Below are 24,730 nucleotides of genomic sequence, written 5' to 3'. Positions count from 1 at the left end.
ATAGAATCTGGCGGAGAGAGAGGGATTCGAACCCTCGGTACCGTTTCCAGTACGTCAGTTTAGCAAACTGATCCTTTCGGCCTCTCAGGCATCTCTCCTTTTTTAAACTTGTCCCCTTTTTTCGGGATTGCAAATATAGTAATTCAGGCTTCCTGTCAAAAAAAAAGTTCTATTTTTAATAATCTATTCGCACATGATAGATGCTCATCAGCATCCGCTTAAAAATTGTTTTAATAGTTTCAATATCTTTCAGGGTTATATTACTGTCTTTCAGCTGGTTTTGATCAAGCTTGTATTTTACTATCCTGTCAACCAAAATACTTATTGATTCTTCATCAGGCTCTTTTAATGAGCGCGAGGCTGCTTCTACCGAGTCGGCAAGCATCAAAACACCCGCTTCTTTCGAAAAAGGGATAGGTCCGGGATACCTGAAAATGTTTTCGTTGATGAATTTTTCAGGGAAATTCTTTAAAGACGACTGGTAAAAATAGTCGACCCTGGTATTACCGTGATGGGTACGTATAAAGTCGATCACAATTTCGGGCAGGTTGGCTTTACGGGCCATCTCAATACCTTTACTTACGTGCCTGATGATGATCTGGGCACTCTCTTCGTAAGGCAGCTTATCATGCGGGTTAAAGCCCGAACTTTGATTCTCGATAAAAAACAAAGGGTTTTCCATTTTACCAATATCATGGTACAACGCCCCTGCCCTTACCAGCAAGGCATTACCACCAATGGTATATATGGCATTTTCGGCAAGGTTAGCTACCTGCAGAGAGTGCTGAAAGGTACCCGGGGCGTTAAAGGCCAGTTCGCGCAATAAAGGCGCATTGGTGTTGGTAAGCTCAATAAGCGTAATATCAGATGTAATGGCAAATATCTTCTCAAAAATATAAATAAGCGGATAAGCCAGCAGGGTTAGCAGTACGCTCACTACAAATGGCAGAAAATCCATCCAGTCAATATCCAGGAATGTACCTTCGCGTATAAATGTAATACCCAAAAAAGCCACGAAATAGGTAAAGGTGATAATAACTGCCGATATCAGGAACTGCTCGCGCCTGATCAGGTTTTTAATACTGTAGATTGATACCATACCTGCAGTGATCTCATAATAGGCAAACTCAAAGCTGTTCGGCACAAAAAATCCCGCGATTAATACCACCAGCAGGTGAATGTTTAGTGCAAGCCTGGTATCAAACAAAATACGGATGATAATAGGTACTATACAATAAGGTATATAATATAAATTGGGTAACTGCAGTTTTATGGCCAGCGAGAGGCTTGCCAGCATAGCCGTAACTACCAGCAATATTAAACTTACTAACCGGTTATCCTCATAAATATCCTTACGGAAAAGGTACAGGAATATCATGAGCAGTGATATTGCTATGGATACCAGGAAAAACTGGCCCAGCAATACCAGTGTGCGGTTACCGTTTGTACGGGCATTATCCTCAAATGCCTGTTTGTATGATTCAAGCTTTTGATAAACATCATCATTTATAACCGATCCTTTATAAACTATCACCTCGCCTTTTTGAACCATGCCCCGGGTTATGGACAGCCCATCAATTACCTCGTTCACCAGCCTTGAGGTTAAGTTATTATCATAACTCAAATTGGTTTGCAGCCTGTTCTGTAACAGGTCAAGCAAAAATGCCTTATCTACATCGGTACGTTTACTTAGTACTTTATCACAATAAGCCAGGGCTTTTTCTCTGGTAAACAGCTCATTGGTATTTTTTTCGCTGGCAACATTTTTGTTTAAAATAGTTATAGGATAGTTTTCTGAATTGAGCTGATACTGGGCATTTAGTTTTAAAATACCTGTTTCATATATTTCTTTCAACAGATCAATACCTATTGAAATATACTTTGGTTTAAGCCTGTCGTTGATACCGGCATTATGCCATTTTATTTCAATATCGTTCTTAAAGCCTTCTATCTGTTGATTTTCGACCGAAGGATCTAACTGATAAATAGGCGTTATACTTTCTTTGGCTGCTTTTTGATCGTTCTTATTTTCCTGTGCAGTTTTTAATATGGCAAAGTTATATGGCGATATCAGGTCCTTTTGGTTCCAGATTCGTCCCTTTTCATATTCATAACTGAATTTTGCCTGCTTGGGTAAAAAAAACACGATCAAGCCAATGCTTAGCAGCATCATCAAAAACTTAACATTCCGGGCATATTTGCGCAGTAAAGCCTTTTGGCGCGAAGAAGATAGTTTTGCCATTTATTTAATTAACCATTCAAAAATAATATAAGTTTCTGTTAAATGCAGTTTTTCTTGCTTTTATCAATTTAAAGTTGATATCTTTATGATATCAATTTAAAATCATTTTAATTATGGAATCTGAAAAAACCATCAACCCGCCCTCTGGCTTTACCGTGTTTGCTTTGTTCCTTGTAATATTAGTTATCGCTGCTATTTGCATGGGGCTTGGTCAGGAACCTTTAGGTACAATTATTGGCGCCATAGGTGTTCTGTTTGTACTCCCTGGCTTTATTATTGTAAATCCTAACGAATCAAGAGTGCTTACGCTTTTTGGTAAGTATGTGGGTACTATAAAAAAGGACGGCTTTTTTTGGATGAACCCATTCAACCAAAAAAAGAAAGTATCATTAAGGGCATTTAACCTTAACGGCCAGCAGCTTAAAGTGAACGACAGTATAGGTAACCCTATTGAAATTGCCGCCGTAATTGTATGGCAAATAAAAGATACGGCGAGCGCGGTATTCGCGGTAGAAAATTACATACAATACGTAAACATACAAAGCGAGGCAGCGGTAAGGCATTTGGCAAACTCCTTCCCTTATGATAACCTGGAAGACGAAACTGCCAATATTACCCTTAGAGGCGGCGCCGAGCAGGTAAGCCTTTTATTAGAAAAAGAACTAAACGAACGCCTTGCCCGCGCCGGCATTGAGGTATTGGAAGCAAGGATATCGCACCTGGCTTACGCACCCGAAATTGCACACTCCATGTTACAGGTACAGCAAGCATCGGCTATTATAGCTGCCCGCCGGCTCATTGTTGAAGGCGCTGTAGGTATGGTTGAAATGGCGCTGAATAAATTATCAGAAAAAAACATAGTAGAGTTTGACGAGGAGCGCAAGGCAGCCATGGTGAGCAACCTGCTGGTTGTACTTTGCGGCGACCGCAGTGTAAGCCCAGTAGTTAATACTGGTACTTTATACCATTGATAATATGGATCAGTTTAGAAGCTTTGATCAGTTAAGAACAAATGAACTATCTGTGCTTCGGCATGGATTTTTCCGTCCCTGGTATGAACTAACAGATGGGCAGTTTTGTTATGGCAAGCTCACCTACACGGCTTTGTTAAAAAGAGTATGTGTTATTGAAACAGATCAAGGCACCTGGACCATAAAACGTAAAGGTTTTATGAGCAGGATACTTTTGATAGAACAACCTGAAAAGGAAACCATAGGTACTATAACCCCGGAATTGTGGTCGCGGAAGATAGCGCTCAGTATGAACAATGGCTTTGAAGCTATCTTTTTAAACAAAAAGATACTCTCACGTACCCATACCTGGATAAGCGATCAATATGGAGATATAGTTAATATTGAAAGTAAGCTGTGGAGCTGGGGAACACCTTTTAAAGTAAATATCGATCTTAACTTGCTCAAAAGCGTACCAACCTTACCCTTGTTAGCGTTGGTAGGCATACATTTAATTTTATTAAAACAAGCGAAGGCTGCAGCGGCGGCAGGATAATAATATGGCTGAGAAAAAAGCATTTATACTACGCATTAACCCCGATGTATTGAAGGAGATAGAAATTTGGGCCGCCGAGGAATTCAGAAGCACCAACGGCCAGATCGAATACCTGCTGCAACAGGCTTTGCTTGGCCGTAAAAAAGGGGTGAAAAAGAAAAAGGATTCAGAATAATAATATAAATAGTCATGCTGAGTGATAAAATCCGAGGACTCTGAAGGGGAAATGACGTTACTAAAAGGGCTGTCATGCTGAGCCTGTCGAAGCATAGCGGGCAAAGGCTTATCCACGCCCCATCGGGGCATCGTGTTAATAGTAATATTGAGGTAAATATCAGCTCCATAGGAGCTTCCTTTAACGTTATAGACACTACTTGATCAGGAAGCTCCTATGGAGCTAATGCTCTGATATTATTATCCTATAAACACGATACCCCGATGGGGTTTACTATTGATGAAAACAAACAAGTCATGGGTAACTTGTTTCAGCAGCTCACATGCAATTTTAACGCTATACAAGCCTGCTAATCGCCGTGTGGGATCCCGAAATAAATTCGGGATGACCTGTCAATTTACTTTGCAGGAACAATTAAAGCATAATTATTATGCATGCATAGCTTTTTACTTATTACAAAATCACTAAATTTGCCCACCGATTTAATGAGGGACACATGAAAGAAGTAGTAATAGTAGCTGCCACACGCACACCTATTGGCAGTTTTGGAGGTAGTTTAGCAGCCATCAGCGCTACGCAATTGGGCGCGCAGGTTATCAAAGCGGCGGTTGAAAAAGCCGGGTTAAAGCCAGATCAAATACAGGAAGTTTATATGGGTAACGTAATGTCGGCCAATTTGGGGCAGGCACCGGCTACTCAGGCAGCCATATTCGCGGGATTGCCATATCTGCCTGCAACTACTGTTAATAAGGTATGCGCATCGGGCATGAAAGCTATTATGCTGGCAGCTCAAAGCATTGCCATAGGCCAAAATGATATTGTGGTTGCCGGTGGTATGGAAAGCATGAGTAATGTACCTTATTACCTTGATAAAGCCCGCAACGGCTACCGTTTAGGTAACGGACAGATCACCGACGGACTGGTTAAAGACGGCCTGTGGGATGTTTATAACGACTATCACATGGGCTCGGCTGCCGAACTGTGTGCCGTTGATTGCAATATCAGTCGCGAAGAGCAGGATGCTTTTGCTATTGAATCTTATAACCGGGCGCAAAAAGCCCAAAGCGAGGGCAAGTTCCTGCAGGAGATAACCCCTGTTGAGTTAAAAGATAAAAAAGGCGACATTATTTTATTTGCAGAAGATGAAGAACCCAAAGCGGTAAAGTTTGAAAAAATACCATCGCTTAAACCTGTGTTTAAAAAAGATGGCACGGTAACAGCCGCCAACGCGTCTACCTTAAATGACGGCGCTGCTGCTTTAGTATTAATGAGCCGGGAAAAAGCCGATGAACTGGGCATAACACCATTGGCCAGGATAATAGCACATGCCGACGCTCAGCAGGCGCCGGAATGGTTTACCACAGCACCATCCAAAGCTATCCCACTGGCCTTGCACAGGGCCGGTTTATCAACTGATCAGATTGATTTTTTCGAGATCAACGAAGCATTTTCTGTTGTAGCCATAGCCAATAACCAACTTTTAAAACTTGATGCCGCAAAGGTTAACGTTAATGGCGGTGCGGTATCTTTAGGCCATCCACTGGGTGCTTCAGGGGCACGTATCATTGTTACCTTATTATCTGTATTACAGCAAAATAACGGTAAATATGGCGCAGCCGGAATATGTAACGGCGGCGGCGGGGCCAGCGCAATGGTTATTGAAAATTTACGTTAATAAAAATAAAACTCCACGTCATTGCGAGGAGACCCCACCCAACCCTCCCCGGAAGGGAGGGCTTAAAAGTAAAGTCTCCCCTTCCGGGGGAGATTTAGAGGGGGCTCCGAACTGAATAGTACATTTAAACAATAAATTATTACATTTATAAAACAACGATTGGAATTGTGACAAAGAAACTTTTTGTATCCCTCATATCCCTCCTGCTTTGTTTTAATATCTATGCCCAGCATTCGGATGAAAGCTCACATACAAAACAATTAAATATTTACCAGGATAGCCTCAGCTCTTTAGGTAAAAAATTCGTCAATGACGAAAATGATCTGGAACGTAAAAACGCTAATTATCTGTTTATTAAAACCCTGGTATCAGCTTTAAAAACACCCAATTCGTTTCTTTTCCCTTTTGATTCTGTTAAAAGCATCAGTATCATCAACTCGCCCGATAATCGTTTCCGCATCTTGAGCTGGCATGTTATTAATCAGGACGGCAGCTACCGGTTTTATGGCACTGTACAAATGAATACGGGAGGCCCGTTAAAAATGTTCCCGTTGGAGGATTATTCGCCATTACTAAAAAACCCAGAAGATTCTGTAACGGATAATCATAAATGGTATGGGGCACAGTATTATAAGATCATCCCTGTTTATGCACCAAAAGCTTACTATATTTTAATAGGCTGGAAAGGCAATACCATAAAATCAACCAAAAAAGTAATTGATGTACTCTCCTTTGCTAATGATAAACCATCATTTGGCATGTCCATTTTTGATGGCAATGGCAAAAACCGTAAAAGAGTGATATTTGAATACGCCCGTCAGGTATCTATGTTATTAAGATACATACCTGATCAAAACTTAATTGTATTTGATCACCTGTCTCCTCCTGATAAAAAAATGAAGGACCAACCCGATACTTTTGGCCCCGACCTGAGTTACGACGGTTATAAATTAAAAAACGGGCATTGGATATATTTAGAGAACCTGGACATGCGTAACATTCCCAATAACGGTGATAATGAATATGTTGATCCAAAAAAACAAGCAGCCCAGGACAGGAGCCTTATACCCACACCTAAAAAAAATTAAACCCACATTATGGGCTATAAATCAAAATAACTATATTATAAACTGTAACACTTTCGGTATAAAATTCTGAATTAAAAGAAAGTATACTACTTTAGCAAACTTTAATTATTACTAATGCAAGAAAATCCAGCCATCGTGGCTCCCAAAAAATCCAGATTCCCTAAGAGCGTTCCTTATATCATCGGCAACGAAGCGGCAGAGCGTTTCAGCTTTTACGGTATGCGTTCTATACTGACACTTTTTTTGGTAAACCAGTTTTTTAATCCCAATCATATCGACGCTTTAAACGACGTGGCCAACGCTAAAGCCAATAAGCTACACCATCTATTTGTGATGGTGGCGTATGCTTTGCCATTTGTAGGTGGCATGGTGGCCGACTGGTTTACCGGCAAATACAAACTTATCTTATATGTATCGATGATTTACTGTTTGGGGCATTTAATGTTGGCCATGTTCGATGGTGGCCTTGGTGGTTTTGAATTAGGCTTACTTGTGGTTGCAATTGGCGCCGGCGGCATTAAATCATGCGTATCTGCTAATGTGGGCGATCAATTTGATGCTACCAACCAGGATCTGCTTTCGAAAGTTTACGGCTGGTTCTATTTCAGTATCAATGCCGGCTCTATGATTTCAACGGTTGCTATTCCATGGACTTATGAACACTTTGGCCCCAGGTGGGCTTTTGGTATCCCCGGTATCCTGATGGCGCTGGCTACCATCATATTTTTTTCGGGCCGTAAAAAATACGTAAAGGTTCCCCCGCAAGGGGTTAATCGCAATAACCTGGTATTTATAACCTGGTATGCACTAACTCATTTAGGTCAACGCAAACCGGGGCAATCTATGCTTGATGTTGCCAAAGGCTCGTATGACCCCGAACGCGTTGAAGGTGTGAAAGCAGTATACCGGGTTATGTCGGTATTCTTTTTCGCACTGGCATTTTGGGCTGTTTGGGATCAATGTTTGTCTGAGTGGACCCTATATGCCGAAAGAATGGATCGTGTAATTAACCTTGGTTTTACCTCGTTCACAGTGCTGCCTGGTCAGTTATCAACTGTTAATACAGTGTTCCTTCTTCTATTCATTCCATTTTTCAACTATGTAGTATATCCATGGTTCGACAAAATTGGTCTAAAAACAACCCCGCTGCGAAGACTTGGTATCGGCCTGATTTTAACAGCTTTATCATTCGTGGTAATTGGCATAATACACACCAGCCTGGATCATGGCGGTAAACCCTCCATCTGGTGGCAGGTGCTTGCGTTTATGATACTTTCAGCAGCCGAAGTGCTCGTATCCATCACCGGCCTGGAATACGCTTATACACACTCACCAAAATCAATGAAAAGTACCATGACCGGTATTTGGTTCCTGGTTGTATCGTTCGGTAATCTTATTACCGCACTTGTTAATGGCTTAATAGAAGACGGCGGCTGGTGGGCACATATGCTTAAAGGTGCAAACTATGAATGGTTCTTTGTTATTTTCATCGTTGTATTTATCCTGGTATTTCTGTTTGTTGCACCACGCTTAAAAGAACGAAACTATATAACTGATCCTTACATAGAAAACCAGGTTATTGCAGACACTAATAATTTATAAATTTTAGCGTTATTGTAAAGCGGTTGGGTAATTATTACTTAACTGCTTTATTTATTTTAAAACCGGGTTGAATCGATTATTTTTGCCCATTGTTTACCTGATATTTTTTAAGTGCCAGATAGTATTGTTATTATACCTACCTATAACGAGAAGGAAAATATCGAGCGGATGATCCGCAAAGTATTTTCTCTCCCGCATGATTTTCATTTGCTCATTATTGATGATGGGTCGCCCGATGGTACGCAGATCATTGTAAAAAATTTAATGAACGTGTATCCCGAGCGACTGTTTATTCAGGAGCGCGCCGGGAAACAAGGACTTGGAACAGCCTACATTCACGGTTTTAAATGGGCCATTGAACGCCATTACGATTATATTTTTGAAATGGATGCCGATTTCTCGCATAACCCCGAAGATCTGCTTAAGCTAAGGCAAGCCTGTATTGACGGTGCGGACGCGGCCATTGGTTCGCGCTATATTAATGGTGTAAACGTAGTTAACTGGCCCATGAGCCGGGTACTGATGAGCTATTTTGCATCGGTATACGTACGGTTTATAACGGGTATTGATGTCAGGGACTCAACCGCCGGTTTTATGTGTTACAAGCGCAAAGTGCTTGAAACTATAAGGCTCAATAAAATAAAGTTTGTGGGCTATGCTTTCCAGATAGAAATGAAGTATACCAGTATTAAACATGGATTTAAGCTGATAGAAGTCCCCATTATATTTACAGATCGCACCGCAGGCACCTCCAAAATGTCGACAGGTATATTTAAAGAAGCATTTTTTGGGGTGATACAAATGAAGATCAATAGTATTTTCAGGAAATATCCGGAGGGATGATCTTGATTTCGGATTTGGGATTTTCGATTTCGAATTTATTTTGATGGAGACATTCGGCTTTTTATTTTGATTCTTTATCTATTCAATTATATGATAGATGTGTAACAATACAGATAAAAAATCCCTAATTCCGAAATCGAAAATCCCAAATCCGAAATAAAAAAACTAATTTCGTTGGTAATGAATGAGCATCTTGATCCCGGAGCAGAACGTCTTAGTAATACCGAACGTGATATTGAAAAGGTTCTGCGTCCGCAGCAATTTGAAGATTTTACCGGTCAGCATAAAATATTAGCTAATTTAAAAATATTTGTACAGGCTGCCCGCCAGCGTGGCGAAGCGCTTGACCACGTATTGTTGCATGGCCCTCCGGGCTTGGGTAAAACCACACTCTCATACATCATAGCCAACGAAATGAACGTGGGCATCAAGATCACCTCAGGTCCGGTATTGGATAAACCGGGCGATCTTGCAGGTCTGCTTACCAACCTGGAAACCGGCGATATTTTATTTATTGACGAAATACATCGCCTTAGTCCGCTGGTTGAGGAATACCTGTACTCGGCAATGGAAGATTTTAAGATAGATATTATGCTGGAGAGCGGCCCAAATGCCCGTTCGGTACAAATATCGCTTAACCCTTTTACGCTGGTTGGAGCTACTACCCGCTCGGGGTTGCTCACCGCGCCTTTAAGGGCCAGGTTTGGCATCAATTCGCGGCTGGAGTATTATGATGCCAAGCTGCTTACTACAATTGTACTGCGCTCGGCCTCTATCCTCAAAACACCTATTACCGATGAAGGGGCTTTTGAAATTGCCCGTCGTAGCCGTGGCACGCCACGTATTGCCAATGCCCTGCTGCGCCGCACACGTGATTTTGCACAGATTAAAGGCGATGGCAATATCGATACGGCAATAGCAAAATATGCATTAAACGCCCTGAATGTGGATGAGCATGGCCTGGATGAAATGGATAATAAAATATTGCTTACCATTATTGATAAATTTAAAGGCGGCCCGGTTGGTTTAAAAACCATTGCTACTGCTGTAGGCGAAGACGAAGGTACTATTGAGGAAGTGTACGAACCCTTTTTAATACAGGAAGGCTTTTTGATGCGCACTGCCCGAGGCCGCGAGGCTACCGAGAGCGCTTACAAGCATTTAGGGAAGATAAAACTCGGCGGTAACCCATCGTTATTTTAACAAAACCAACATATATTACCATACCAAGCATGAAAACAAATCTAAAACAAAGCTTTAAGCGTTATTGCAAAATCCTTTTAGCTTTCGCATTATTTACCGGATTGGGTGCAGTAAATGCTGCCGCTCAAACAACCCCGGCCGATACATCGGCAAAAGCAAAAGCAGACTCGCTTGCTGCCCGCAGAATAGCAACCGGAACCAAGGTGGGTATTGCCGGTTTAAATCATGACCATATTCACCTTATTTTAAACGAATACCGCCACGGTAACGTAAACATAATAGGCATTGCCGAGCCTGACAAAAAACTATGGGAAAAGTTTGGCAAACTATACAACCTGCCCGATTCACTTTTTTTTGAGGATCTGAAAACCATGTGCCTAAAACGTAAACCGACCATTGTATTGGGTTATAACGCCGTTGGTAAACATATTGATGTTGTTGAAACCTGTGCCCCCTTAGGTATATCAGTAATGGTCGAAAAACCGTTGGCAGCAACACTTGATCAGGCTAAAAGAATGGAGTTCCTGGCGCTTAAATATTATATTAACCTGCTTACCAATTATGAAACTACCTGGTACTCATCTGTTCAGAGCGCTTATAATACGGTACGTACCGATAGTATTGGCGTGATCCGTAAAATGGTTTTCCATGACGGCCACCAGGGCCCGCGCGAAATTGGCTGCAGCGAAGATTTTTTAAGCTGGCTAACTGATCCGGAATTGAACGGCGCAGGTGCTTTGAATGATTTTGGCTGCTACGGCGCCGACATGATGACCTGGCTGATGCAGGGACAAAGACCAATTGCGGTAACTGCCATTGCCAGGCATTATAAGCCATCGGTATATCCAAAGGTTGAGGATGATGCCACCATTATTGTAGAGTATCCCAATGCCACCGGAATGATTGAGGCTTCATGGAACTGGCCCTTCAGTATAAAGGATATGGAGATTTTTGGAGCAAAGGGATATATACACACCTTTGATAGCGATAGCCTCCAGATAAGAGTGAACAATACCACAAGGGAATTTAAAGCACCTCCACTGGTATCGCCAGCCAATGCTCCGGTACCCTATTTTACTGCTGCTCTTAAAAATCCCATCAAATCGCGTAATGACCGCTCGTCATTAAAATACAACATGATCGTGATGCAAATACTGGATGCTGCCAAAAGATCAATCAAGGAGGGTAAAAGAATAGTTTTGTAATGTTGTGTTGATAATTTATTTATATAAATTATGTTCCCTACATATATATTGTATTAATTTCGCCGTTGTTGAAATAATTAAAAAATTGTCATTTTACTATGCTTAAAAAAGCTTTTGTGTGGTTAACCGTTTGCGCATTGGGCGCAACATCATGCCAGTCTAAACCTACCGATAAAACAGTCGTTGCCGCTACAGCAAGCGCCGAAGTACCTGCCACGGCAGCAAGTGGCAAGCCTGCAGATAACGCGGCCATTATGGCCCGCAAACAAGTACCGGTTGTTTGCTATCACCAAATACGCGACTGGAAACCAACCGACTCAAAAGGTGCCAAGGATTATATTGTGCAGATTGCTGCTTTTAAAGAACATATTAAAATGCTTGCCGACAGTGGTTACCATACCATTCTGCCCGATCAGTTATATGCTTACCTTACTACAGGTACACCCTTGCCTAAAAAACCCATCATGCTCACGTTTGATGATACCGATCTTGACCAGTTCACTATCGCTAACCCTACGTTGAAAAAATATGGTTTTAAAGCAGTTTATTTCGTGATGACGGTATCGTTGGGCCGTCCGCATTATATGACGGCCGATATGGTTAAAAAGCTATCAGACGAGGGCAATGTAATTGGAAGCCATACCTGGGACCACCACCGGGTTGACAAATACTCGCATAACTCCGAACTTAAGATAATAGGAAAAAATGGCAAAATAACCACCAGACCAGTTGATGATTGGGTTACCCAGATAGACAAGCCTACTAAAAAACTGGAAGAAATTACCGGTAAAAAAATAGATTATTTTGCCTATCCTTTTGGTATCTGGAAAAAACCTGTTTTACCTGAGTTTCAAAAAAAGGGTTTCAAAATAGCCTTCCAACTGGCTGATAAACGTGACCCGGATTATCCGCTGATGACTGTAAGAAGAATATTAGACAGCGGCTATTGGAGCACAAAAACATTTGGTAACAGTGTAAAAAACAGCTTTTAGTCTATCGCCCTCCTGAGGGGGAGATTTGAATCTTATCTTTTTTGTCATCCTGAGCGATAGCGAAGGATCTACTCACCGCTAAGCAAGTTCACGAATAGATTCTTCGCGATCGCTCAGAATAACAAATAATATTTATAAGCAGACGGCCTTTCTTATTAAAAGAAAGGCCGTCTGCTTATAAATTAATTAAAAACTGCCCCTTTTTGGGGCTTTAGGGCTACAGGTCTTCGCCGGCAGGTCCCTGCCCCGTGTTTGATGTTGCCTGTTGTTTTTGTTCATCTTCGCCTGGCTTTAATTTGGCCTGTTTGGCCAGCAAGGTATCTTCTCCTGTATTTTCCCCTATCTCATCATTATGAAGATCAGAATCATCATTGTTGATCACTGTCTTATTTTTTCCCATGGTTTCCATGACGTATGTATTAATTATTTCTCCGCTATCCATTTTACAGCCTCGCCCAGCTCATCTAAGGGGTAACCTTTATACTTACCAGGAAGAATATACTTGAAGAGGTGACTAAATTCTTTTAATCCTTTCTCATCGGTTACTATAGCCAGTTTATGCCATTTCAAAAAGTATTTTAAACCAAGCTCTATATTTCCACACCATGCCCCCGCCGTAAAATTTTGTATTTTAGTTTCCAAAACCAATATGAAATTGATCCGGCCATTCTGTTTTACCTGATTATCAAGCAGGGGCAGCAACGCTTTCTTATAATCTATATTAGTTACCTTACCAACCGCGTGCATACCCAACACATGCGGAGGCAGGTAATTCATGTGCTCAAGCATGATATATATTTTTAAGAACAGGCGCAAAAACTACACCATTAATCACAGCAAGGCCCTTTTATTTAAAAATTGTTATTTATACACTTGATCTCCAACATAAACCAACCCCATTTTATGAATTTTATTTTATAGTATCTTTGCACTAAATCATGCAAAACAGGACAACATATAGCCAGTTGATTAAAAACGAAGCCCAAAAGCTTGGTTTTTTGTTTTGCGGAATTTCAAAAGCTGAATTTTTAGAGGAAGAAGCCCCCCGCCTGGAAGCTTGGCTCCATAAAAACATGCATGGCGAAATGCAGTACATGGAAAACCATTTTGATAAACGCCTTGACCCGCGACTACTGGTTGATGGGGCAAAATCGGTTATTTCATTGGGTATTAACTATTATAGCGATCATAAACAGCATGATCCAACTGCACCCAAAATATCAAAATATGCTTACGGAATGGATTACCATACCGTTATAAAAGATAAATTACGACAGCTTTTACAGGTCATCAATGAAAAAATAGGCGAAGTTGGCGGCCGGGTATTTGTTGATTCGGCACCAGTTTTGGATAAGGCCTGGGCCAGAAAAGCAGGCATGGGCTGGATAGGTAAAAACTCCAACTTACTGAATAAAAAAGCCGGTTCATTCTTTTTTTTGGCCGAGCTGATCATTGACCTGGAACTGGAGTATGATATAGCCCCCACAGCCGATCATTGCGGCACCTGCACTAATTGTATTGACGCCTGCCCTACCGATGCCATTGTTGGCCCCTATGTGGTTGATGGCAGCCGTTGCATATCATACCTTACTATTGAACTTAAAAACGAGATACCGCAGGAATTTAAAGGAAAAATGGACAACTGGATGTTTGGCTGTGATATTTGCCAGGATGTATGCCCATGGAACCGTTTTTCGGTATTAAACACGGAACCGGCCTTTAGCCCCCACCCTGAACTGCTTGGCCTCAAAGCTAATGACTGGCAGGAAATTACCCAGGATGTTTTTCAAAAGGTGTTTAAAAACTCAGCCGTAAAACGTACCAAATTCACCGGTCTCAGGCGTAATATTGAGTTTTTAAGTGATAAAAGTTAGCTGTATAAAAAAAGGAATTGTATAGCTACAACTCCTTTCCTGATTTTTGTTCTTATCTCTTGCCTCTAAAAACTACCCCTTTTTAAACTTTAAAGCTAACTGCTGCAGCATATCGTCATTAACGGGTTGTGCCGGTTCGTCCTTCTTTTTAAAAGGCTTGGGCGGATATTGTGTTTTAGTATGGTCTTGTTTGGTAAATTCCTTTTTAGGGTAATCAGTTTTTGGCGCTTCGGGTTTTGGTGCCTGCTCTGCCGGTTTTGGCTGTGCCGCGGCTTTAGCCTGGCGCTCGGCAGTCTTTTTAGCATTCCAACGGTGATATATCTCTTCGAGCTTGCGTTTAGTATACAACGGAAAATCGCCCTGCATCATCCAGGAGTAGTAGCTTGGCTCCACGTTAAATACATCCTCAACGCGTTTGCCTTTATGTTTACCAAAATTTATAAGCTCTTCGCCCTGTTCATTATAAACCATACGACCGGCAAAATCAACAGGTTTGCTCAGATTGGTAAACTTATGCAATGCTTCAACATCGTTAACTACGGGTATGGTGATGTTGCCTTTTTTATCTTCCCACTCCATGTTCTCGTAACGGGCAACCTGGGCCAGCAAAACTTCCATGGTGGCACGGGTATCAGCCTCTGCCGAGTGGGCATTCTCTATTTTTTTATCGCAATAAAACTGGTAAGCGGCTTTTAAGGTACGCTGTTCCATCTGGTGAAATATATTTTGTACATCTACAAAATGACGCTCATCCAGGCTAAATGACACCCCGGCGCGCAAAAACTCCTCCATCAGCATGGGTATATCAAATTTATTGGAGTTATAACCTGCCAGGTCACTTTCGCCAATAAACTCGGCTATGGCTTGCCCTATGGCGTTAAATAGCAGCTCATCTTTTATATGCTCATCATAAATACCATGTACCAATGATGATTCAATAGGGATAGGCATACCGGGATTAACGCGCCAGGTTTTTACTTCCTCACTGCCATCAGGATGTAACTTAATAACAGATATTTCAACTATCCGGTCGGCACCTATATTAGTACCGGTGGTTTCAAGGTCGAAAAAAGCCAGTGGGCGTTTTAAATTTAATTTCATTTTAAAAGTATCAATAGTAGATAGTACAAAGGTCGCAAATGTCTTAAAAAGAATCAGCAGAATAAATTTTTTAATTTATTTAATATGATCATTTTATTATTAATTTAATACCATCCTAATTTATCACAATATTTCATGAAAAAACTATTGTTTATTATTTTAATATCTATTGGTACTCAAAACCTTGTAATTGCGCAGGACTTTAAAGAAGGCTATGTGCAGGAAGATCTGGATATGAAGAAGTACGACAAAGATACCGCTGCCCATGCTGTATTTTTAAATGAGTTTGGCAATTCCAGGATCGATGTAACAGGCGATGACCATATCAGACTGATATATGATTACCACGCCAAAATAAAAATATTTGACAATAAAGGCTTTGCCAACGGTACTATTGAAATACCGGTTCATAATGGCGATGAAGTAGCAGAAGAGGTTACCGACATCACCGGCACCACCTATTATAAGGACGATAATGGCTTTGTGCAAAAGATGGACCTTGACCCTAAAAAAGTATTTAAGGTTAAAGATTATAAATATGGCAGCACTATAAAGTTTGCCCTGCCGGGTTTACGCAATGGCTGTGTTATTGAGTTCAGGTACAAACTTACCTCGCCTTATTGGGATAGCTTTCGCCGCTGGGAATTTCAGGGTGAAGTACCTAAGGTTTACTCGCAGTACGAGGTGCATATTCCCGGTTTTTGGACATTCAATGCATCGTTACGGGGCGGTTTAAAGCTTTCTAAAACCAGTTCAGAACTGGAGCGCGAATGCTTTACATCGCATGGCTCAAAAAGCGATTGCTCACATATTGTTTATGCCATGAAGGATATACCGGCGTTTGTGGAAGAGGATTATATGACCTCGCCCAAGAACTTTTTATCGGCCATATATTTTGAGCTTGTGGAATGGACAAACCCATATACCTCTGTTAAAACCGTAGTAAGCAAGGAGTGGAAAGATATTGACCGGCAATTAAAAATAGCTGATGAATTTGGCTCCCAGTTAAAGCGGAAAGACCTGATGAAGGAACGCACAGCATCGGTAATAGCCGGTAAAACTGATGAACTGGACAAAGCCAAAGCTATTTACGCCTATCTGCAAAAATGGTATAAATGGAATGATTATATAGGCATATATAGTTCAGATGGCATTAAAAAAGCGATGGATGCCCATACCGGGAGCATTGGCGATATTAACCTTACCCTGGTTACCGCGTTAAATGCAGCCGGCATAAGCACCGAAGCAGTGGTGTTATCAACCCGCGATCATGGAATGGTGAACACCCTTTACCCCGTGTTGAGTGATTTTAATTATGTAATAGCCAAAGCCAATATTGCCGGCAAAACCTATCTGCTTGATGCTACGGATCCGCTGTTATCATTTGGTTTGCTGCCGCTCAAATGCCTTAATGATAAGGGCCGGGTAATAAGTCTTGATAAACCATCATACTGGATTGAGTTAAATTCACTGCAAAAAACCAGTAATATCAGTTCGCTTGACCTCACGCTGCTCGATAACGGAAAAATAAAAGGCACTATCAGTAATTTTTATACCGGCTATGATGCTTACCTAAAACGCAAAGCCATTAAAAAATTCAACTCGGTTGATGAGTATGTGGAAGATCTGGACGGAAAATTGCCCAAATTGAAGATCCTGAAATCAGATATTAGCAACCTGGATAGTCTTAATCAGCCCCTGGGCGAAGTATTTGAAGTAGAAATTGATGCTTTTGACAACATGAACCATAATCACCTGGTATTTAATCCGTTTTTATGGGAAAAAAGGACCAGCAATCCATTTAAACTGGCCGAGCGTGATTATCCTGTTGACTGGGGCATGGCATCAGACACCCGGTTGGTTCTTAACATGCACCTGCCCGCGCAATATACCATTGAAACCCCGCCACAGGTAGTGGCATTTTCCATGCCCAACAACGGCGGTATGTTTGCTACCAGTTTTGATAGCCAGGGCGATGCATTTACCTTCTCAAACATAACCAGGTTCACCAAAGCTATTTATAACCCCGAGGAATACCCTTACCTTAAAGAATTGTATAACAAGATCATTCTGACAGAAAAAACCGATATGGTTTTCAAGAAAAAATAATGAGAGCATTTTTAGTACTATTTTCTATACTGATCATCAGCGTAAATGCAAGCGCGCAGGATAACTATGAGGTATCCCTCATATCCAAAGATTTGTTGCCTTACGCAAGCGCCGTAGTGCGCAATAAAGAAGTAAGCGTGGAGGTAAAAGACCTGAATAACACCACTTACCACATAAAAACAGCCGTTACCATTTTAAACAAAAATGGCAACGACATTGCGCACATTGTAGTTTGGCACAATAAAAGCAATATCATAAAAAGTATTAAAGGAACAGTTTATAACCAGTTTGGAAAATTAACCGGCAAATTTTCTGAGCGCGATTTTGAGGATGTAAACTCAGGCAATGATTTTTCGTTGTTTGAGGATTCAAAGGTAAAACATTATAACCCGGCAGTAACTGATTATCCTTATACCATTGCCTACGAATATGAAGTAAAATCAAAGCAATCCCTCAATTTTGATGACTGGGAACCTAATTCAACCACAGGATTGGCGGTTGAAAAAAGCTCCTATACTTTTAGCTGTAAACCCGATTTTAATATCAGGTACAAAGAGTTCAATGTTCCGGGTAAGGTAATTATAGGTACCGATAAACAGGGCCTTAAAACCTATACCTGGCAGGTAAGTAATTTAAAGGCCGTTAGGGATGAGCCTTACAGCCCCAATCATGATAAATATTTGACCAGGGTTAAAATTGCGCCAGAAAAATTTAGCTATGAAGGTATAACCGGCTCATTCACCAATTGGAAAGAGCTGGGCAAGTGGGAGTATGACAAGCTGCTGGCCAGCCGTTTAAAGGTATCTGACGTTACCGCATCCCACATGAAGGAGCTCACCGTGGGCATTACCGATCCTAAACTGAAGGCCAAAAAGATATATGAATATATGCAGGGTAAAACCCATTATATAAGTGTACAAATTGGTATTGGCGGATACCAGCCATTTTTAGCTGCTGATGTTGACCAGCAAAACTATGGCGACTGCAAAGCTTTGGTAAACTATACACAGGCCCTTTTAAAAACCGTCAATATTGATTCATATTATTGTGTTGTGCAGGCAGGCAGCCGTAAGGTGAACATGCTCAGCGATTTTGCAAGCATGGATCAGGGTAACCACATTATTTTGTGTCTCCCCTTTAAAAACGACACCACTTTTTTGGAATGTACCAGCCAGAAAATGCCTTTCGGTTTTTTAAGTGACTTTACCGACGACCGTACCGTACTGGCTTGTACCCCCGAAGGCGGTAAGCTAATACATACACCTAAATATACAGCTCAAAACAATCTGCAGCAGCGTAAAGCCACTTTTGTTATAAACGCCGACGGCGAATTATCCGGCGATATGCTGACCTCCTTCAAAGGAACACAATATGACACCCGCGAAGGCATTATTGAAGAAGCGCCTAAGGAACAAATAAAGAGCCTGAAAAAAGAATACGTTATAAATAACCTGGATATTGAAAAAGCAGAATTTAAACAGGATAAAAGCCTGCAACCCATAACCACCGAGCATGTAAAACTTTATGCCCGTGATTATGGCTCAGTAAACGAGGGCAAACTTTATTTCCTGACGAATGCTACCAACAGGATGACCAATGTACCGCGTGAGATAAGGAACCGGCATAACGATGTGTATATTAACAGGGGCTATACTGATGAAGACGAGATCAGTTATACCCTGCCCGCAGGTTATCATGTAGACTTAAAACCAACTGATGTGTCGATTGATAAACCTTTCGGGAAATTTCATGCTACCATCGCTATAAAAGGCAATGAACTGGTTTATAAACGCCGGCTACAAGTATTTGACGGCACCTATAATAAAGATATTTACCAGGACCTTGTTGATTTTTACCAGGCTGTTGTTGAAAGTGATGACAACAATGTTACCCTGGTTAAAGGTAACTAAATATCACGATGCCGAGAATAATGCCTATCACCATAACAAGGTAAAGCAAAATTTCGTTACCGGCAAAACGCTTATATTTAGTCCAGAATGAGTATTTTTCTTTTTGATCAGACATGATGCTGCAAATTTAATTAAAATTATTTGCACTGAATATTAATGAAAAAGAGGAGCTAAAAATCAGTCATTGACTTAGTGCCCCGATGAATAAGATCACTTCCCGGCACTAACATCGGTAGTAGTATCCGTAACAATTGATCCAGCCCGGGAGAAGTATTTATACATGGAAGGATCCCGCAAGCGTACAATGATCACCCCCCGCCTTGAACTGGCATGAACCACATATCCGTTTTGAAGATACACACCTACGTGACTAAATTGCTTACCATCAAAATCAAAGAAAACCAGATCACCCTCTTTCAAGTCCTCTTCATATTTACGCCTAATTACCGTGATCTGTTTACTCGTCATACGGGGAATGGTGATGCCATAAACCTGTTGCTCCAATAAAAAGACAAGTCCTGAACAATCCACTCCATCTTTATCTAAACCACCGAATTTATAGGGCGTACCCATCCACTGGTCAATAAAAGCATACAGGCGACCGTTTTCAATATCACTCCTGTCCACACCCATAATTTGCGAATATTTATCGGCCATTTCTATCTGGGGTTTAACTATCTCGCCCGGCTGCCCCTTCATCGCCGCTTTACGCGAATGACACGAGGTTAGCACCAAAGGCACAAAAAATAATGCGAACAGGTAAAACAGGCTGCGATGCTTAGTCATGCAGTAAAATTATATTTAAACAGTAAGTATTTGATAGAGATGTTTTTAACATATTAACATAGGTAGATGTGCGGATATGCGGATTTCAGATGTGCAGATGAAAGTAAACCCATCTCTGTTTGTCATCCTGGGGTATCTAAAGGTTAAGTGACGGGGGAAGCCGGAGGACTGTGTGATTCCCCTCTTGAGAGGGGTGGAGGGGTGTGTTCTTTTCATCGCACGTATAAACACGCCCCTACCACCCTCCATTCCTACGCCCCCCTCTCAAGGGGGGAACTAAAAACAAGTACGTCACCATTCGCCACCCTGCCTATCGCATAATAGATACTTCACTGCGCTCAGCATGACAAACTAAAAACTCCCCCTTCAGGGGAATGGGGCGCCCAAATATTTCCCGAACCAGTCAATATAACGCTGTGCCCTGTCAACCTCGTAGCTTGGAACCGTCAGCATATGGTACTGGCCAGGGTATAAAACCAATTGAGCGGGTATCCCCTGCGATTTAAGGGCCTCATACATTTGCTCGCCACCCCCGGTTGGCACATTAAAATCCTTTAATCCCGACATGAAAAGCGTTGGTGTTTTGATCTTATCGGCATGAAAGAACGGGTAGGAAAGTTTGATGTATTTCTCCGCGTTTTTCCAGGGAAAGCCTAACTCATTATCATATTGTACCACCCATTGGTCGCTGCCATAAATAGCCAGTTGCAATGCGCTGCCGGCCCCGCTTGCCGCCGCTTTAAAGCGTGTATCAGTAGCTATGGTATAATTGGTTAATATACCGCCGTAGCTCCAGCCGCCAATACCCAAACGGGCAGGATCTGCAATGCCCAATTTTACCAGTTCATCAACTGCGCCAAGCAAATCTTTTACCTCTTTATTACCCCAATCGGCATAAATGGCTTTGGTATATTCAATTCCGCGACCGGTACTGCCGCGATAGTTAACCGCCGCTACCGCGTAACCCGCGCTTGCCAAAACCAGCCTTGTAGCATCAAACTCAAACTCGTCCTGATCAGTTGGGCCGCCATGTATGTATAAAATAAAAGGCAGCTTTTTAGTAACAACACTATCGGGCGTATAAACGATGCCCGATACCAGCGTACCATCGACACTAAACGATTGAAAACCTTTTACATAAGCCAGCTTAACTGTGCTTAACCATTTATCCTGATGAAAAGTAAGCCTGCGGATCTTGCCATTTTCAATAGCCACCAGCTCATGAGGCAGATGTGGATTGGTCATTTTAGCCATCCAGTTGCCCGGCGAATGAGCTATCAGGTTTTCAAAACTGCACTGTATACCTTTATTAATCACCGTAGCTTTGCGCAACAGCAAATTGTACTGTGCTATATAACGGATCCGGTCGTTACTTACCAGGTAAGCTATGTTTTTACTATCCTTGCTCCAGGCATGGTTGCTCACCGGCCTGTCAAGCTGCGCGGTAAGTGCTTTGTTATTTTTGCCGTCGGCATCCATCAGGCACAATACATCGTGCTGATAAATAAAATAATCAGCATCGCTTGTTGACCGCAGATAGGCAATATATTTACCATCGGGACTCCATAGCGGGTTAATATCATGACCGGTAAAGGTGGTTAGCTGTTTAATTTCGCCGCCGCTTTTGGCTTCTACCGTAAAAATATCTGTATTTTCATTTCTGTCGGGATCAGTGGTATGGTTGCTTACATAAGCAATGGTTTTACCGTCAGGGCTCCATACAGGCGATTCATCGTCCATATTGCCCTTAGTTAAGGTATCCAGCTTTTTAGTGTCCACATCATATACATACAAATGCGCGTGTAAATGCTGCAGGTAACCTTCAATATCCTGCTTAAAATGGTACCGGTCAACTTTTATAGGCGGGGGTGTTTTGGGTTGTGGTTTACCTTTATTTACGGGATCTTTTATAATAAGGGCCAGTTTTTTACTATCCGGCGACCATACATAATCCTCCAACTCGCCTTTAATGTCGGTCAGTTTTTTTCCTTCCCCACCCCTGCGGTCCATCAGCCAAACCTGACCGCCGGTCTTTGAATCCTTTTCAGATAAATAAGACAGGTATTTACCATCCGGCGTCCATTTTGGTGTCGAAGCGGGGTCGGTTCCCTGCGTGAGCTCTATGGATTGTTTACCATCATAACTTTGCATCCAAAGGTGCGATACCCGCTTATCCTTAGCCGAATCGACCTCCGATAAACTATAGGCTATCCATTTCCCATCCGGCGAAAGCTGTGGATCAGCAAGCGTAGGGATATGAAGAAAATCAGATGGTTTAAACGGTCTTTTAACCGTTTGTGCAGTTGCTGTTCCGCAAAGGCCAACCATAATAAACAACAGTATTTTTTTATTCATAAATATCAGATTCAAAAAACTCCCCATTCAGGAGCATGGGGGCTATTTCAAGTATTTATTATACCACTCCACATAGCGCTGCAACCTATCAACCTGGTAACTTGGCTTGGAAATTCCGTGAAACTGGTTAGGATATAAGATCAGTTCGGCTGGGACACCCTGCGATTTGAGCGCCTGGTACATCTGCTCGCTCCCAATCGTAGGAACGTTAAAATCCCTCAACCCCGACATGAACAACACCGGTGTTTTTATTTTATCGGCGTGGAAAAACGGGTACGATATCTGGATCCATTTATCAGCATTTTTCCAGGGGACGCCAATTTCATTTTCATATTGCAGTACATATTGGTCGCTGCCATATACTGATAGTTGCAGGGCGCTGCCAGCGCCACTTGCTGCGGCTTTAAAGCGGGTATCTGATGCTATGGTATAATCAGTTAAAATACCGCCATAGCTCCAGCCACCAATACCCAAACGGTTAGGATCAGCAATCCCCATTTTTTCCAGGTGGTCAACCGCGCCTAACAGGTCTTTTACTTCTTTATTACCCCAATCGGCATATATGGCTTTACAATAATCCAATCCGCGGCCATTACTGCCTCTGTAATTTACACCTGCAACAGCATAACCGGCAGCGGCCAGCGTTTGTCTTGTGGCATCAAAGGTATATTCGTCCTGCCCCACAGGGCCCCCATGTATGAATAATATCAATGGCCATTTTTTTCCGGGGATGCTATCAGGAGTGAACAGTATGCCCGAAACCTCAGCGCCATCAACACTCCGGGACTGAAAGCCTGATACCTGCGCTAATTTCACCGTATTTAACCATGCCTGATGATGAAAAGTAAGGCGGCGAAGTTTATCTCCTTCCAAAGCAAACAATTCTGCGGGAGTATAAGGGTCACTTTTTAAAACTACCCAGTTACCGGAGGCATTTGTGTTCACATCAGTTATACCAAACATACCTTTGCTGATGGTTGATATTTTCCCGTTATTGATATTAATGCCAGCCAAATACCTTTGGCGATCATCGGTTACTATAAATGATATATTTTTGTTATCCTTTGCCCAAACCTGGTCAGACACCGGGCGGTCAAGCTGCGGGGTTAAAATCCTGTTGTTTGAGCCAACCGCGTCCATGATGCATAATACACTCTGATCATACATCATATAAGCAGCATCACTTGTACTGCGCAGGTATGAAATATACCGGCCGTCAAGACTCCATTGCGGGTTAGCATCGCGGCCTTTCCAGGTGGTTAGTTGCAGCATGGTAGCATTTGGCCGGGCATCAATAGTAAAAATATCTTTATTCTGATTTTTATCCGGATCAACCGTACGGTTACTTACAAAAGCGATGGTCTTGCTATCCGGCGACCATACCGGGGAGTTCTCATCTTTATCGCCCCTGGTTAGGGTATCCAGCTTTTTGGTATTTACGTCAACCAGGTATAAATGATCATGTAACTGTTGCAGGTAGCCTTCTATATCTTGCTTAAAATGATAACGGTCAATTACAATAGGTTTAGGGGTTTTAGGTTCCTCCTTACCTTTATTTGCTGGATCGCCTATCACCAAAACCAGCTTCTTACTATCCGGCGACCATGCATATTCGTTCAGATCACCCTTAATATCCGTTAGCTTATTTCCTTCGCCCCCTCTGCGGTCTATCAGCCAAAGTTGTGAACCGGTCTTTGAATCGCGCGAGGAAAGAAAGGCCAGGTATTTACCATCTGGGCTCCATCTGGGCGATGAGGCTGCTTCTGATCCATGCGTTAATTCAATTGATTCTTTCCCATCCCAGCTTTGCATCCACAGGTGTGATACCCGTCCGTCTTTAGCGGTGTCTATTGTTGATACACTGTAGGCCACCCACTTACCATCGGGCGAAAGCTGCGGGTCACTTACTGAAGGGATACGATAAAAATCGATTGGCTTCAATGGCTTTTTATCCTGCTGGGCAGCTACATAACAGGAAATAGATAAGGCAATAAGGGATAGTATGGTTCTTTTCATTGTAGTATAAAAAGTATATAGGGTGGTAATTTAACAATTATGCTACAT

General features: G+C 42.0%; 21 protein-coding genes and 1 tRNA gene. 13 read left to right on the top strand and 9 right to left on the bottom strand.

From position 1 onward, the window contains the following. Nucleotides 1-8 precede the first annotated feature (8 nt). Both M2273_RS18715 and M2273_RS18710 read right to left on the bottom strand, forming a co-directional pair. Nucleotides 9-98 (bottom strand) — tRNA-Ser (locus M2273_RS18715). 77 nt (nucleotides 99-175) lie between these two features. After that, on the bottom strand, nucleotides 176-2,242 hold the full coding sequence (locus M2273_RS18710) for an HD family phosphohydrolase (protein WP_429399283.1): 2,067 nt from the start codon (nucleotides 2,240-2,242) through the stop codon (nucleotides 176-178). Nucleotides 2,243-2,355: 113 nt separating this feature from the next. On the opposite strand from M2273_RS18710, the gene M2273_RS18705 reads away from it, so the two are divergent. The 10 genes from M2273_RS18705 (at nucleotide 2,356) to M2273_RS18660 (ending at nucleotide 12,531) form a co-directional block, all read left to right on the top strand. Continuing rightward, a complete protein-coding gene (locus M2273_RS18705) occupies nucleotides 2,356-3,213 on the top strand; it encodes an SPFH domain-containing protein (RefSeq protein WP_429399282.1) in 858 nt (285 codons plus the stop codon). 4 nt (nucleotides 3,214-3,217) lie between these two features. After that, entirely contained in the window at nucleotides 3,218-3,748 is a 531-nt protein-coding gene (locus M2273_RS18700) for a hypothetical protein (RefSeq protein WP_429399281.1), read from the top strand. A gap of 4 nt (nucleotides 3,749-3,752) precedes the next feature. Next, nucleotides 3,753-3,923: a ribbon-helix-helix domain-containing protein gene (locus M2273_RS18695; protein WP_429399280.1), complete on the top strand. Its 171-nt coding sequence runs from the start codon at nucleotides 3,753-3,755 to the stop codon at nucleotides 3,921-3,923. A 496-nt stretch (nucleotides 3,924-4,419) separates the two neighbouring features. Further along, on the top strand, nucleotides 4,420-5,598 hold the full coding sequence (locus tag M2273_RS18690; RefSeq protein ID WP_429399279.1) for an acetyl-CoA C-acyltransferase: 1,179 nt from the start codon (nucleotides 4,420-4,422) through the stop codon (nucleotides 5,596-5,598). A gap of 167 nt (nucleotides 5,599-5,765) precedes the next feature. Then, on the top strand, nucleotides 5,766-6,686 hold the full coding sequence (locus tag M2273_RS18685) for a hypothetical protein (RefSeq protein ID WP_429399278.1): 921 nt from the start codon (nucleotides 5,766-5,768) through the stop codon (nucleotides 6,684-6,686). A gap of 114 nt (nucleotides 6,687-6,800) precedes the next feature. Continuing rightward, on the top strand, nucleotides 6,801-8,288 hold the full coding sequence (locus M2273_RS18680; RefSeq protein WP_429399277.1) for an MFS transporter: 1,488 nt from the start codon (nucleotides 6,801-6,803) through the stop codon (nucleotides 8,286-8,288). A 111-nt stretch (nucleotides 8,289-8,399) separates the two neighbouring features. Then, entirely contained in the window at nucleotides 8,400-9,131 is a 732-nt protein-coding gene (locus M2273_RS18675) for a polyprenol monophosphomannose synthase (RefSeq protein WP_429399276.1), read from the top strand. Nucleotides 9,132-9,311: 180 nt separating this feature from the next. Beyond that, on the top strand, nucleotides 9,312-10,334 hold the full coding sequence (gene ruvB / locus M2273_RS18670; protein WP_429399275.1) for a Holliday junction branch migration DNA helicase RuvB: 1,023 nt from the start codon (nucleotides 9,312-9,314) through the stop codon (nucleotides 10,332-10,334). A 29-nt stretch (nucleotides 10,335-10,363) separates the two neighbouring features. Further along, on the top strand, nucleotides 10,364-11,539 hold the full coding sequence (locus M2273_RS18665) for a Gfo/Idh/MocA family protein (RefSeq protein ID WP_429399274.1): 1,176 nt from the start codon (nucleotides 10,364-10,366) through the stop codon (nucleotides 11,537-11,539). Nucleotides 11,540-11,637: 98 nt separating this feature from the next. After that, on the top strand, nucleotides 11,638-12,531 hold the full coding sequence (locus M2273_RS18660; protein ID WP_429399273.1) for a polysaccharide deacetylase family protein: 894 nt from the start codon (nucleotides 11,638-11,640) through the stop codon (nucleotides 12,529-12,531). Nucleotides 12,532-12,748: 217 nt separating this feature from the next. Here M2273_RS18660 and M2273_RS18655 read toward each other — a convergent pair whose 3' ends face one another. Together M2273_RS18655 and M2273_RS18650 are read right to left on the bottom strand one after the other, a co-directional pair. Further along, a complete protein-coding gene (locus tag M2273_RS18655) occupies nucleotides 12,749-12,940 on the bottom strand; it encodes a hypothetical protein (RefSeq protein ID WP_429399272.1) in 192 nt (63 codons plus the stop codon). A 14-nt stretch (nucleotides 12,941-12,954) separates the two neighbouring features. Continuing rightward, nucleotides 12,955-13,320 carry an STAS/SEC14 domain-containing protein gene (locus M2273_RS18650; protein WP_429399271.1) on the bottom strand — a complete coding sequence of 122 codons (366 nt, stop codon included), beginning with the start codon at nucleotides 13,318-13,320 and terminating at the stop codon, nucleotides 12,955-12,957. 149 nt (nucleotides 13,321-13,469) lie between these two features. Here M2273_RS18650 and queG point away from each other — a divergent pair, with 149 nt between their 5' ends. Further along, complete coding sequence (gene queG, locus M2273_RS18645; protein ID WP_429399270.1) at nucleotides 13,470-14,405, top strand: tRNA epoxyqueuosine(34) reductase QueG; 936 nt, start codon at nucleotides 13,470-13,472, stop codon at nucleotides 14,403-14,405. 72 nt (nucleotides 14,406-14,477) lie between these two features. Here queG and M2273_RS18640 read toward each other — a convergent pair whose 3' ends face one another. Continuing rightward, nucleotides 14,478-15,506 (bottom strand): exonuclease domain-containing protein, encoded by a 1,029-nt coding sequence (locus M2273_RS18640; RefSeq protein ID WP_429399269.1) that lies wholly within the window; start codon nucleotides 15,504-15,506, stop codon nucleotides 14,478-14,480. Between the two features lie 135 nt (nucleotides 15,507-15,641). Between M2273_RS18640 and M2273_RS18635 the strand changes: the two genes are divergently transcribed. Together M2273_RS18635 and M2273_RS18630 are read left to right on the top strand one after the other, a co-directional pair. Continuing rightward, nucleotides 15,642-17,615: a DUF3857 domain-containing protein gene (locus M2273_RS18635; protein WP_429399268.1), complete on the top strand. Its 1,974-nt coding sequence runs from the start codon at nucleotides 15,642-15,644 to the stop codon at nucleotides 17,613-17,615. After that, nucleotides 17,615-19,525: a DUF3857 domain-containing protein gene (locus M2273_RS18630; RefSeq protein ID WP_429399267.1), complete on the top strand. Its 1,911-nt coding sequence runs from the start codon at nucleotides 17,615-17,617 to the stop codon at nucleotides 19,523-19,525. Before M2273_RS18635 ends, M2273_RS18630 begins: the two co-directional genes overlap by 1 nt. On the opposite strand, the gene M2273_RS18625 is transcribed toward M2273_RS18630, so the two are convergent. The 4 genes from M2273_RS18625 to M2273_RS18610 all read right to left on the bottom strand — a co-directional run bounded on the left by M2273_RS18625 (nucleotide 19,512) and on the right by M2273_RS18610 (nucleotide 24,682). Beyond that, nucleotides 19,512-19,640, bottom strand: coding sequence for a hypothetical protein (locus M2273_RS18625; protein WP_429399266.1), 129 nt, complete (start codon nucleotides 19,638-19,640; stop codon nucleotides 19,512-19,514). The two genes, M2273_RS18630 and M2273_RS18625, sit on opposite strands and share 14 nt — an antisense overlap. A 95-nt stretch (nucleotides 19,641-19,735) precedes the next feature. After that, nucleotides 19,736-20,311, bottom strand: coding sequence for a C40 family peptidase (locus M2273_RS18620; protein WP_429399265.1), 576 nt, complete (start codon nucleotides 20,309-20,311; stop codon nucleotides 19,736-19,738). 366 nt (nucleotides 20,312-20,677) lie between these two features. Next, the gene (locus M2273_RS18615; protein ID WP_429399264.1) at nucleotides 20,678-22,666 is read right to left on the bottom strand and encodes a S9 family peptidase; all 1,989 of its coding nucleotides are present in this window, start codon (nucleotides 22,664-22,666) and stop codon (nucleotides 20,678-20,680) included. A gap of 42 nt (nucleotides 22,667-22,708) precedes the next feature. Further along, nucleotides 22,709-24,682 carry a S9 family peptidase gene (locus M2273_RS18610; RefSeq protein WP_429399263.1) on the bottom strand — a complete coding sequence of 658 codons (1,974 nt, stop codon included), beginning with the start codon at nucleotides 24,680-24,682 and terminating at the stop codon, nucleotides 22,709-22,711. Nucleotides 24,683-24,730: the final 48 nt, after the last annotated feature.

The sequence above is a fragment of the Mucilaginibacter lappiensis genome (assembly GCF_050433765.1).
Classification (GTDB): Bacteria; Bacteroidota; Bacteroidia; order Sphingobacteriales; family Sphingobacteriaceae; genus Mucilaginibacter; species Mucilaginibacter lappiensis_A.
This window is presented reverse-complemented; position numbering and strand designations above follow the sequence as displayed.

Bases quoted from the DNA above. Each gene is read 5' to 3' on its own strand.
- M2273_RS18705 (WP_429399282.1), top strand. From the start codon at position 2,356: ATGGAATCTGAAAAAACCATCAACCCGCCCTCTGGCTTTACCGTGTTT.
- M2273_RS18610 (WP_429399263.1), bottom strand. From the start codon at position 24,682: ATGAAAAGAACCATACTATCCCTTATTGCCTTATCTATTTCCTGTTAT.
- ruvB (WP_429399275.1), top strand. From the start codon at position 9,312: ATGAATGAGCATCTTGATCCCGGAGCAGAACGTCTTAGTAATACCGAA.
- M2273_RS18615 (WP_429399264.1), bottom strand. From the start codon at position 22,666: ATGAATAAAAAAATACTGTTGTTTATTATGGTTGGCCTTTGCGGAACA.
- M2273_RS18650 (WP_429399271.1), bottom strand. From the start codon at position 13,320: ATGCTTGAGCACATGAATTACCTGCCTCCGCATGTGTTGGGTATGCAC.
- M2273_RS18620 (WP_429399265.1), bottom strand. From the start codon at position 20,311: ATGACTAAGCATCGCAGCCTGTTTTACCTGTTCGCATTATTTTTTGTG.
- M2273_RS18660 (WP_429399273.1), top strand. From the start codon at position 11,638: ATGCTTAAAAAAGCTTTTGTGTGGTTAACCGTTTGCGCATTGGGCGCA.
- M2273_RS18695 (WP_429399280.1), top strand. From the start codon at position 3,753: ATGGCTGAGAAAAAAGCATTTATACTACGCATTAACCCCGATGTATTG.
- M2273_RS18710 (WP_429399283.1), bottom strand. From the start codon at position 2,242: ATGGCAAAACTATCTTCTTCGCGCCAAAAGGCTTTACTGCGCAAATAT.
- M2273_RS18690 (WP_429399279.1), top strand. From the start codon at position 4,420: ATGAAAGAAGTAGTAATAGTAGCTGCCACACGCACACCTATTGGCAGT.
- M2273_RS18640 (WP_429399269.1), bottom strand. From the start codon at position 15,506: ATGAAATTAAATTTAAAACGCCCACTGGCTTTTTTCGACCTTGAAACC.
- M2273_RS18635 (WP_429399268.1), top strand. From the start codon at position 15,642: ATGAAAAAACTATTGTTTATTATTTTAATATCTATTGGTACTCAAAAC.
- M2273_RS18625 (WP_429399266.1), bottom strand. From the start codon at position 19,640: ATGTCTGATCAAAAAGAAAAATACTCATTCTGGACTAAATATAAGCGT.
- M2273_RS18700 (WP_429399281.1), top strand. From the start codon at position 3,218: ATGGATCAGTTTAGAAGCTTTGATCAGTTAAGAACAAATGAACTATCT.
- M2273_RS18630 (WP_429399267.1), top strand. From the start codon at position 17,615: ATGAGAGCATTTTTAGTACTATTTTCTATACTGATCATCAGCGTAAAT.
- M2273_RS18665 (WP_429399274.1), top strand. From the start codon at position 10,364: ATGAAAACAAATCTAAAACAAAGCTTTAAGCGTTATTGCAAAATCCTT.
- M2273_RS18655 (WP_429399272.1), bottom strand. From the start codon at position 12,940: ATGGAAACCATGGGAAAAAATAAGACAGTGATCAACAATGATGATTCT.
- M2273_RS18680 (WP_429399277.1), top strand. From the start codon at position 6,801: ATGCAAGAAAATCCAGCCATCGTGGCTCCCAAAAAATCCAGATTCCCT.
- queG (WP_429399270.1), top strand. From the start codon at position 13,470: ATGCAAAACAGGACAACATATAGCCAGTTGATTAAAAACGAAGCCCAA.